Raw genomic sequence first — 10,982 nt, 5'->3', positions numbered from 1 at the left:
CGCCCCACGGCCCCCGCCGGCCGCCCTCAGAACGGCGTGCGCCCGTGGATCTCCACCCGGGACACCCCGACCGTCCGCGTCCCCGCCCGCGCCGGGGCGGGCGGCAGACCGGTCTGTCGATCCCAGCGCCGTACCGACCCGTCGAAGCCGCCGGTGACGATCTCGGTGCCGTCCGGACTGAGCGCCAGTGCCCACACGCTCCCCACGTGCCCCACGAACGGCGCCGCGAGCCCGTTTCCGGAGAGCCGGTCCCAGCGGCGCACGGTGCCGTCGCTGCCCGCCGAGACGATCTCGGCGCCGTCCCGGGTCAGCGCCACCCCGTGGACCGGCTTGCCGTGCCCGGTCATCGGCGCGCCCACCGGGGCACCGGTGAGGCGCTCGAAGCGCCGTACCGACCCGTCGAAGCCGCCGGTCACCACCTCGGCGCCGTCCGGCGTCACCGCCAGGGCGAGGACGGTCCCCGAGCCGGCGTCCAGCGGGGCGCCCAGCGGGGCGCTGGAGGACCGGTCCCAGCGGCGGACCGTGCCGTCCTCGCCCGCGGTGACGATCTCCTGGTCATCCGCCACCAGCACCAGCGCCCGGACCGCGCCCCGGTGGCCGGTCAGCGGCGGACCCGCCGAGGTGCCCTGGGCCAGGTTCCAGCGGCCCACCACCCCGGTCTGGGTGGCCGTGACGGCCTCCGCCCCGTCGGCGGTCAGGGCCAGCGCGCGGACCCAGTCGGCGAGCGGGTCGCCGACGACCTCGAACGGCTCCGCGGCCGGCGTGTTGTCCGCCCGGCGGGTGCGGCGGACGGTGCCGTCGCTGCCGGTGGTGACGAACTCCCGGCCGTCCGGCGTGACGGCGGCCGCCCAGATGGTGCGGTCGTGCACCGGGAGCCAGTCGGAGAGCGGTGTGCCACTGGCCCGGTCCCAGTGCCGCAACCGGCCGGCCGTGTCCGCGGCGAGGACTTCCGCGCCGTCCGGGGTGCAGCCCACCACTGTGAACGACTGGGACTCGGAGGCCAGGAAGCCGGCCGGCAGCGGCGCGGTCACGAGGCGCCCCCGCCGGGCGCCGACGCCGCGTCGAAGGCGAGCCCGCTGGACAGCTCGCCCAGGCCCGGCCTGACCCTGCGCCCGGTCCAGTGCAGGACGGATCCGTCCGGGCCGCGGGCCGCGACCGGGGCCCGGGAGACGGTCAGCCCGGAGCGCGGGACCTCCTCGTCCCGGACGTACCAGGGCTTCCGTTCCGGTTCCAGGAGCCGGCCGACGGCGGCGACCTGGGGCCGTGGCCGGCCGTCCGCGGTGAAGCGCGGCACCTGGCCGCGCCGGAAGCGGATCGCCGTCGAGCCCTCGCGCAGCGGGACGGGCAGCAGCGGGATCCAGTGCGGGGGCACCGAGGTGATCAGCCGGTAGGCGAGCGTGCCGGCGCCGGGGTCCGGCGGCGGCGGATCCTCGTCCGGGGTCTCGTCGCCGCGCGGCCGGGCCCGTCCGGTGGCGCCGCGCACGGTCCGTTCGACCGCCCAGCCGACGTTGGCGAGCTCGTCCCGGGCGAACACGACCTCCTCGACCGCGGCGCCCTCCACCGGGTCGGCGACGGTCGCGAGCAGGGGCAGCAACGGCGGTCCGGGCCGGCCGGTGGTGAGGTCGGCGGGACGGAACACCGACCAGCCGCCGTCCTCGGCGGCGCCGACGGGCACGGACTCGCCGAAGGTGTCGGCCACGGTGAAGCCGGTGACCTGGTGCACCCGGCCGACCGGCAGGTCGATCGGGACGATCCAGTGGTCGCTGCCGTAGACGTTGGCGTACTCGACCACCAGCAGGCGGGCGAGGTCGGGCGGTCCGGCGTCGACGGCGGGCAGGTTGACGGTGGTGTCCTCGAACTCCCACCAGCGGTCGGCGGGCATCCCGGGGTAGGTGGCCCTGGTCGGCAGGGTCGTCACGGTGACCGGCGGGTCGGTCGACGCCGGGGCGGCGAGCGACTGGCCGGGGCGGGTGTCGAGGTCGAGGTGGTAGGGCTCGATCCGGCCGCCCGGGTACTCGGGCGCGGTGAGGACGAGCTGTGTGCCGCCCAGCTGCGCGCCCACGCCGAAGCGGTGCTCCAGGCGCTCGGCGACCCAGCTGGACGGCGCCGGCGCGGTGTGCTCGGCGGTGAACCAGCTCCGCCAGCGGGCGGCGGCGGCGTCGAAGGCGGCGCTCTGGTCGGCGGTCAGCCCGTCGGGGTGCCAGCCGGCGGCCAGGCCCTCGGCCAGGGCGCCGCCGTGCGGGGCCCGGACGGCGAGGGCGGCGGCCAGCGCCCGCCCGGCCGGGTCCGGATCGCGCACTCCCTCGACGGCGGGCGGGGTGCCGAGCGGGAAGCGCGCCACGGCGGCCCGGGCGGTCCGCGCGCGGACGTCGGCGGGCAGCTTGCCGAGGCCGTCCAGGAACCGCAGGCCGGCCCTGGCCGCGTCACGCAGCGTCAGCTCCGGTGCGGTCCCGCCGGCCTCCACCAGGTACTCCAGCGGCACGCCGTCGTCGAGCGGCTGCGGCGTGCCGTCGTCACCGGGCCGGAAGCGGTTGACCACGGCGCCGGTGACCTCCAGACGGGCGCTCACCGGCGAGCCGTCGTCCTCCCCGGCGAACTCGGCCAGCTGCCACTGCCGGGCCAGCAGGAAGAGCGGGTCGGCCACGCCCGCTTCCAGTGCCTGGTCCAGCTGCCCGCCGGACCCGGCGGCCCGCACCACCGGCTCCAGCCGGTGGTAGTGGGCGAAGGTCAGCTTGTCCACCACGGCTAGGACTCCTCCTTGAACAGCTTGTCGAAGACCCCCAGTCGGACGGCCTCGGCCATCAGGTCCTTGAACAGGACGCCGGGTGCGGTACCGAGGGCGGTGTCCGGCAGGTAGGCGGCCGGCAGGTACCGGCCCAGCCAGGCGAGCGCTTGCAGGTCGACCAGCCGCAGCTTGGCGAGGTCCAGCGCCTCGCCGAGGACCGCGGCCAGGGTGGCCACGGTCCACGGGGCGCCGGGGACCGGCGGCACCGCGAGCAGCAGCGACTGCGGCGGGCGGGCCCCGGGCGCGTCGAAGTGGAAGGCGGCGGCCGCGGTCCTGGTGCGGCCGGGGACGACCTCGCTCCACTCGTCGACCACCGCGACCGCCAGCTTCGCGCTCGCGTCGAGGTCCGCGGGCGCGTGCAGGACGAGGCCGGTCGCCGGGGGAGCGCCGGCGTCCCGACCGGGGGCGGCCACCCAGTGGTCGCCCGGGCCGAACGGGGTCTGGCCGACTTTCAGGGCCACTGCGGCGCCGGTGCCGGTGGCGCCGGCGTGCAGCAGCAGGTCGGCGAGCCGCCCGGCGCCGGGGCGGACCGCGCCCATCCGCTCCAGCCAGTCCCGTGGTGCCTGCTCGTCGTCGCCGCGGACCAGCCCGGCGCCGAGCGAGTCGCCGAGCTCCCGCGGGTCGGGGGCGGCGATCAGGTCGACGGCCCGGAAGCCGGGGCCGAACACGGCCTCCAGCGCGGCGGCCGGGCCCGGCGCGCCCGGGGCGGGTGACAGGGCGGCGTCGGCGCGGGCCAGCCGGGCGCTCGCCTCCCGCCGGGCGGCGGCGAGGACGGTGGCGGGCTCGTCGCCGGGAAGGCGCAGCGGGACGACGCCGTACTGGGCCATGGCGTCGAGGTCGCCGACGGTCTGGGCGGTGCGCAGGCCGTCCCTGGCGAGCACGGCCCGGTTGCGCAGGTCGCCCTCGGCGGGCGGCGGCACGGCCGCGGTGGCGGTGCGCAGATGGGCCGGGGTGCCGGGGACGGCCCCGGCGAGGACGGCGGCCACCGCCTTGGCCAGGGCCTCGGCCTCGGGCAGGGCCACCACGTCGTGGTCCCACTCCGGGGCCCGGTCGTCGAGCGGGACGGGTACCGCGTCGGCCGGGACGCCGGCCGGGCGGACCAGTGCGGCGGCGAGCACCGCCCGCAGCACGCCGGCGCCGGCCAGCGCGGCGACGTCGAGCGCGCAGTGGTCGGTCAGCGGCCAGGGGTGTTCGGCGACGGTCGCCGACGCCGGATCCTGGCCGAGGCGCTGCCAGGCGGCCCGCAGCCTGATCCGGTCGGGCGGGGCGAGCAGCCTGCTCGCCCAGGCGTCGAACCGGGGCTCCGCCTGGGCCCTGGCCCTGGCGGTCTGCGCGGCCGTGTCCCAGCCGGCGGCCCGGGCCGTGCCGTCCGGTACGACGACCATCAGCCGGTGCGTCACCGGCGTGCCCTGACGGGGGAGGTCGAGGACCTCCGGCCGGGGCGGGGGCTGCCCGCCCGCGGCCAGGGTGGCCAGGGTGGCCGCCGCCCGCTCGGGGTTGCGGCCGGTCAGCTGGTGCACGCTCTCGGCGAGCAGCAGGTCGGCGAGGGCGTCGACGTCGTCGTGCAGCGCGGTCAGGGCGGCGGTGACGGCGGGCACTTCGGCGGCCGGATCGAGCGGGGGCGTCACCTTCGCGCGAAGGGCCGTCAGGACCTGGTCGGTGGTCTGTTCGGCGATCCTGCGGCCGTCGACCACGTCGTGGGCGGTGACCACCTCCGGGGTGTCGGCGCTCCCGGTGCCGGGGACGGGCTGCAGCGGGGCGAGGGCGCGCAGCGGGGCGATGACCCGGTCGAGTTCGAGCGGCCGCAGGTCGTCCGTCCTGGCCTCGTGCAGCCTGCGCTCCAGGCGGTAGCCGAGCAGGGCGCCGAGCGGCTGGCCCTGGCGGACGCCGTCCAGGATCGTCATGGCGGTGCGCATCCGCCGGGAGGAGAGGTCGACGGCGAAGGCGCCGGGGTCGCCCGCGTGGGAGAGGTATCCGCTGCGCAGCACGGCGGCGGTGGTCGCCTGGGGTACCGAGGGGGCGAGGACGTATCCGGAGCTGCGGGGGTGGCCCGCCTCGCGCGGTGAGAGGTCCTCCACCCAGCCGTAGGCGCCGAGTTGGAGCCCGGCCGGGCGGGCGGTGGGCGCGCGCATGGCGGCCAGGCGGGCGGTGGCGAGGGAGGTGATCCAGGCGTCAAGGCGGTGCGATACGAGGTCCAGGCACTCGCCGAGCAGCCCTTCGACCAGGGTGAACGGGTCCCGGCCGGCGCGCCCCCAGTCGCGGACCCGCCTGGCCAGGTACTGGAGAGCGGCGTCCATCTCGGCGAGCGTGCGGCTCCACGGCCTCTCCTGCCCGGTCGGCGCGAAGACACCGTTGCCGCGCGCGGCGGAGGCGACGGACGGGCCGAGGAGGGCGCGGTCGGCCCGCAGCACCTGTTCGATCGGCAGCGCGGGGGCGGTGCCCGTCCCGGGAATGGTGAGGGCGAACAGGGTGGGGATGCTGAACGGGCGCAGCGCCACTCCGGCCGCGCTGGTGACAGCGGGGGCGGACTGCGGGGCCAGGCCGAGTTCGGCGAAGGCGAACCGGGGCCTGTCGACGAGCTGGTGCTGGTGGCCCAGGGCGGCGGCCGCGTGGGCGTACTCCAGGTTGGCGGACTGCTGCAACAGGGCCTCCAGCAGGGTTCTGGCCTGCTGCGGGCCGGCCACCACCAGCACCGACTGGAAGCGGTCGACCGTGTTCTCCAGGAACGTCGCCAGTTCCTCGACCGGGTCGCTTCCCGGGGGCAGGGCGAGTAGGCGCGCCTGCGGGATCCACAGCCGGGTGGCCTGCGCCTCGTTCTGGTTCTGGGTGATCTTCGGCTGGTAGTCGAGGCCGAGCGCGTGGTCGAGCGCCCGGGAGAGCAGCTTCTCCATGGGCACGGCACTCACCTCCAGCGCGCTCAGCAGCAGGCGGTGCAGATCGGCGTTCACCGCCCCGCGGACGGCGCGCACGGTGGTGGCGGCGGACACCGGCGCCATCCCCAGGGCGCGCAGCACGTCGCGCTCCGGCTTGGGCACCCCCTGGTCCCCGAGCGGCTCCCCGGGCTGGTCCGGCCCGCCGACCCTGGGCAGGCCGGGGACGCCGGCCTCCCAGAAGGGGCGCATGGTGGCGAGCGTGCGGTGCAGGCCGGTGAGCCCGGCAGGTTCGGTGTCCGCGGCCGGGTGCCACTGGGCCGTCGCGGTGACCGGCAGGACCCCGTACGGCTGACGGCCCAGGCGCAGCACCGGTAGCGGGCCGCGGGCGCGCACCCGGTCGACGTGGTGGGCGCGCAGCCAGTCCCGGTCGACCGGCGCCTGCTCGCCGCCTTCGCCGGCCAGCAGCTGCTCGACGAAGAAGTCCCCGGTGGCGCTCCACACGGCGAGCTGGAGCGAGCGGGCATCGGCCTGCTCGGTGTCGGCGGCGCCCGGCAGCCCGGCCAGTGCGGCCGGCGGCACGCCGAGTGCGGCGGCCAGGACGGCGGAGTTGGCGAGCGGGTCGGCCGTGGCCCGATGCCCGGCGGCCTCGGCCAGCATGGCCTCGACGTCGGGGGCGTCGGCCGGGGTGGCCCGGAGGGCGGCGGTGTTGTTGGTCGGGGTGCCCTGGGCGACGAACGCCGCGTCACCGTGGTCGGCACGGGCGGAGAGCACCGCGGCAAGCCGGTCGGCGCCGGCCTGCGGGTCCATCGAGGTGGTGACGCCCAGGACCAGCACCCGGCTGAGCAGCGGCCGACGGTGCGGGTCGTACTCGGGGTGGTCGGACAGTTTGACGGTGATCGCCAGTCCGTTCCGACGGGCGGTCTCGAAGTCCACCAGCCAGCGCAGTCCCGGGTCCAGCGGCATCCCGTCCGCGGGTGCCGGGGCCGCTGCGGGCGTGCCGTCGTCGCCCGGCACGGCGTCCGGGTCCGGCCCGACCTGGACGGTGTCCGGGACCACCTCACCGGGGGCGCTGCCGACCAGCACGTCCCCCTGGAAGGCGAGTGCCACGAACCGGTCGGGCAGGGTGGACGCGGCGGCCGGGCGGACCCAGCCGCGGCCGCGCTGGGGTACCGCCCGCAGGGTCGGCACCGGGCCCTCGGGGCCGTCGGGCAGCGGCTGCGGCGGGCGGTCGTCGACCTGCGGCGCCAGCACCCGTGCGACGAACCGGGCCCGGGCCGCGCCGAGCGTGCCCACCAGCTGGTCCCAGGCGGCGAGCCGGATCCTGGCGCCGTTCTGCCGGTCGTCGTCGGCCCGCCCGGCGCGCCACACCGCCGTCCAGTACCGCAGGCCCTGCTGCCGTTCACCGTCGGTCAGTTCGGGGTCGTGGGACTCGATGTGGACGTCGTCGGGGAAGATCCGCACCCGCAGGGTGTCGGGCGCCCCGCCGTCCGGGCCCAGCCGGGTCTCCAGGCGCACCGGGGTGAGCAGCAGGGGGACGGCCGGGTCGAGGCGGGCGAGCAGCTCGTCGTCGGTGGCCCCGCCGACGAAGTCCCGCACCGCGGCGTCGAGCGCGGCGCGGGCGGCGGTCAGGGCGTCGAGCGCCGCCCGGCGCTGTGCGGGGGTCGAATCCGCGGGCAGGGCGGCCCGGGCGGCGTCGGCGTCGGCCACGGCCTGGCGCAGGGCGCCGAGATCGCTCATCCGGGTACTCCCGTGGGGGGTGTCGGCGGTGTGGGGGGCGTCAGCAGCGCGGCGGCGGGCAGTACCACCCGGACGGGCTGGCGGAAGGTCTGCCGGGCGGTTCCGGCGGCGTCGGCGCCCCAGACCAGGTCGCCCAGGGCGACGGCCGGCCGGCGGGCGCCGGGCGCGTAGTCGGCGGCGTCGAGGTCCTCCGGCCGGTCGAACAGGTAGCTCCAGCTGAGGTTGTTCCAGTCGCCCGCGTCGGTGGGCGGGTCCGGCGTGGGCGGTGGCTGGTAGGACTGCCCGAAGGCCAGAGGGACGTCCTCCAGGCCGAAGCGCGGCTCGCTGGGCTGCTCGGCGATGACGAAGCACCAGGGTGAGGCCAGCAGGTCGTCCTTGGAGATGTCGAACCCCAGGAAGGTCGTGTCGGGGTCCACCGCGCCGCGGAAGACCGGGCGCCGGGCCCGGGTGTCGTCGGGCTCGCCCCGGACGAACGGCGCCGCGTACACGATCGCGCCCGGGTAGCGCCGCAGCAGGGCGCTGCGCAGTACCAGCACGGCCCGTTCGGGCTGCCCGGGCCGGTGCCCGCCGATCGGCAGGGCCGGGTCCCAGGTGGGGATCGCCGGGATGTCCGCCCCGGCGCCCCAGAAGGTGGCGAAGTAGGTGCCGCGCTGGTCGGTGGGGTACTCGCGCCAGCGCAGCTCGCGGCCGAACTCGTGGTTGAGGCCGATCAGGTAGGCCTCGACGAAGGCGGGGTTGGTGACGGCCAGGGTGGCCGTGTCGGGCGCGAGGTCGGCGAGCCCGGCCAGCAGCCACTCGGTGGACTGCGCGGCCAGCGGCCGCCACATCGGGTCGGGGAAGGTCGGCGCCCAGGTGATCGGGGCGTCGCCGGTCCCGTCGGCCTGCGCCGGGCGGGTGATCCGCGCGCCGACCACGGCCGCGACGGTCTGCGCGGGCTGGAGGGCGGCGGCCACCTGCTGGTGGGCGTCGGCCACCGCGAGCGGCGGCGGGGGCGGCAGCGCCGGCGCGTCGGCGGCGCGGACGATCCGCTGGTGGGCGGTGACGACCGCGGCCTGGACGTCCCCGGGGCCGAGGGCGAGGACGGCGGGCGCGGCGAGCCCGTCCGCATGGTCCACCAGGTAGCCGACGTCGACGATCCGGTCGAGCGGCAGGCCGGCGGCGGGCTGCCAGCCGGCGAGGACGTCCTTGAGCTTGTCCGGGGTCCAGGGCGGGATGTCGGGCGGCGGGCCGGCGTCGACCGCGCACTGGACGCTGCCCGCGCAGCGCGCCTGCCAGATCCCGCCGTTGCCGAGGATCGCCCCGTTCCCGGCGCCGTGCCCGTCCCAGGTGCCCGGGGCGCTTCCGTGCCAGCTGCCGTGCCGGGCGGTGGGGGCGGCGGAGGCGGTGGAGCGCCAGGTGCCGCTGAAGGTGGCGTCCGACAGGATCTCGTAGGCGCTCCAGGTACCGGTGCAGACGCCCTGCCAGGTGCCGTTGTCCTGGTCGCAGGACCAGGTGCCGGTGCAGACCGCCCGCCAGGTGCCCGGCACGCTCTCCGGGTCGTCGACGGTCATGTCGAAGGCCCAGGTAGCGGCGAAGGTGCCGGCCCACTGGCCGTTGGTCAGGCCCGGGGCGCTCCAGCTGCCGGCGCAGTCGCCGCTCCAGGGTCCTCCGTTGTCATCCTCGTCGGTGTCCCAGGGGCCCTTCCACAGGCCCGTGTACGTCCCGTCGACGGCGGCGGGCCCGGTCAGCGGGGACAGTCCGCCGGGTGCGGTACGGCCGGACGGGAAGGTCAGCTCGCCCGTGGGCGCCAGCGTGGAGCCGTGGAAGAAGGCCGCCGGGACGGCGACCTCGGGCAGGGCGCGCAGTCGCACGGTCGAGCCGAGCAGCGGTTCGGCGACGGCGGGAGCCCGGGCCAACTGGTCGCTCGTCACATCGCGGGCGGCGGCCCGGGCCAGGGCCTGCGCCGCCAGGTCGTCCCAGGCCTGCGGCCCTCGGCCGGTCAGGCCCAGCACGTCGAGCACGCCCGGCAGCCGCTCCGCCGAGACCAGCCCCTCCGGCGGGAGGGCGAAGGCCACCGCGCCGTCCGGCTCGAACCGGGGGGCCGCCAGGCCGACCGGGGACAGTGCGACGGTGCTGATCACCGTGGCGAACGGCAGCGCCGGTTCCGCGCCGCCGGGGCCCGCCGCCCGGGCGACCCGCCGGCTGAGCAGGCCCAGCGGCCGGGTCGCCCGGCGGAAGGCCGCGGACGCCAGCGCGGCGGGCAGGGCGCTGTCCCGGATCCGGCTCTCCAGGGTCGCGTCGCCGAACAGCGTCCGGCTGCGCAGCGGGGCGGTGAGGTGGAGGAACGCGTCGGCGGAGAGCGCGGCGACGTGCCGCAGGTGCAGCCGGACGCCGACCAGCCGGGCCAGGCCGGCCAGGTCGAGGAAGCGGTTGGCCTCCCGCGCGTCCGCCAACTGGCTCCAGGCGGAGGCCATCAGGGCCTCCTGCTCGCCCTGTACGGCGCGGGTGCCGAGCCCTGCGGCGACCCGCCACCTTGGGTCCAGATTCAGCGCGTCGAACCAGCCGGTGGCGGTCGGCTCGACGCTGCCCCGCAGGGCGTGGAAGCCGCCGTACAGGGGCGGCAGGATGCTCGGGTCCTCGGTGCCGTCGTCGTGCGCGGCGCTGTCGAGCGCGGTGGCGAGGTCCTGCCGCCAGGCGGTGCTCGCGGCATCGACCGGCCACCCGGTACGCGGCGGTACGTCCGGGCTCTGCAGGGCGCTCTCGGCCTGCTGGACGAGTGCGCCGGGCGAGCCGGACAGCAGCCCCGGCCGGCTCACGTCCAGCGGCCGCAGGCCCGCGGTCGGCGGCAGCGGTCGGGCGCGCAGCCGGGTGGCCAGCGTCTCGAAGTCCCCGGCGTCGCCGGTGGCGAAGGACCAGGAGAAGTAGACCGGCAGGGTGGCCGGGGCGCCGCGGGTCCAGGCCGGGGCGAGGTCGCCGCCGCTGCTGCCCGTCCCGGCCCGGCGGCCGGCCTCGAAGGCGGGCACCAGGCAGGCGACGTAGTCGGTGTGCGGCTGGAGCCGGCGCGGCGCCAGCAGCCGGGACACGGAGCGGCGCGGGTCGCTCGCGTCGCCGCTGACCAGCTGGGTGTGCGCCCACAGGTGCAGGAAGGCCGGGTCGGGCAGTTCGGTCGCGGTGTCGGTGGAGCCCAGCTGGAGCACCGGCAGCGGCAGGCCCGGCTGCCGCACCGGGCGCAGGCCGGCGCGCACGCAGACCAGCGCGAGCCACGGGCGAAGCACCCCGCCCGGTCCGGCGGTGAGCGGGGTGAACATCCAGGGCAGGTCGGTGCGGTCGAACTCGACCAGCGGGAAGCGGGTGGTCTCGGCGTCCGGCGTCCCGGGGCGCGGGTAGAGCCGGACGATCTGGCGCGGGTCGAACGCCGTGACGTCCCCGGGCCCGTACACCTCCATCGTGAGGGTGCTCGGTGCGCCGCCGTTGACCGCGACGGTCGGCTGCAGCTGCCCTCGGACGGGAGCGGTGCGGGCCAGGTCGTCGGGGTCGCCGAGGGAGGCGGCGGCGCCGGCCCGCTCCCAGGCGGCGAAGGTGTAGCTGTTCACTTGCGTCACCTCAAG

At 77.6% G+C, this 10,982-nt stretch carries 4 protein-coding genes; all 4 read right to left on the bottom strand.

Annotation, left to right across the window (positions count from 1 at the left end):
* Positions 1-26 precede the first annotated feature (26 nt).
* From ACIQWA_RS34750 to ACIQWA_RS34735, 4 genes are read right to left on the bottom strand one after another with little or no spacing between them, the layout of a single operon-like run.
* Positions 27-1,031: a WD40 repeat domain-containing protein gene (locus ACIQWA_RS34750; RefSeq protein WP_402489502.1), complete on the bottom strand. Its 1,005-nt coding sequence runs from the start codon at positions 1,029-1,031 to the stop codon at positions 27-29.
* Entirely contained in the window at positions 1,028-2,743 is a 1,716-nt protein-coding gene (locus ACIQWA_RS34745; protein ID WP_402489499.1) for a hypothetical protein, read from the bottom strand. Before ACIQWA_RS34745 ends, ACIQWA_RS34750 begins: the two co-directional genes overlap by 4 nt.
* A 2-nt stretch (positions 2,744-2,745) precedes the next feature.
* Positions 2,746-7,395, bottom strand: a complete 4,650-nt coding sequence (locus tag ACIQWA_RS34740; RefSeq protein ID WP_402489497.1) for a hypothetical protein — start codon at positions 7,393-7,395, stop codon at positions 2,746-2,748.
* Positions 7,392-10,967, bottom strand: coding sequence for a hypothetical protein (locus tag ACIQWA_RS34735; RefSeq protein WP_402489495.1), 3,576 nt, complete (start codon positions 10,965-10,967; stop codon positions 7,392-7,394). Before ACIQWA_RS34735 ends, ACIQWA_RS34740 begins: the two co-directional genes overlap by 4 nt.
* Positions 10,968-10,982 lie beyond the last annotated feature (15 nt).

This window comes from Kitasatospora sp. NPDC098652 (genome assembly GCF_044760155.1).
Taxonomy (GTDB): Bacteria; Actinomycetota; Actinomycetes; order Streptomycetales; family Streptomycetaceae; genus Kitasatospora.
This window is presented reverse-complemented; position numbering and strand designations above follow the sequence as displayed.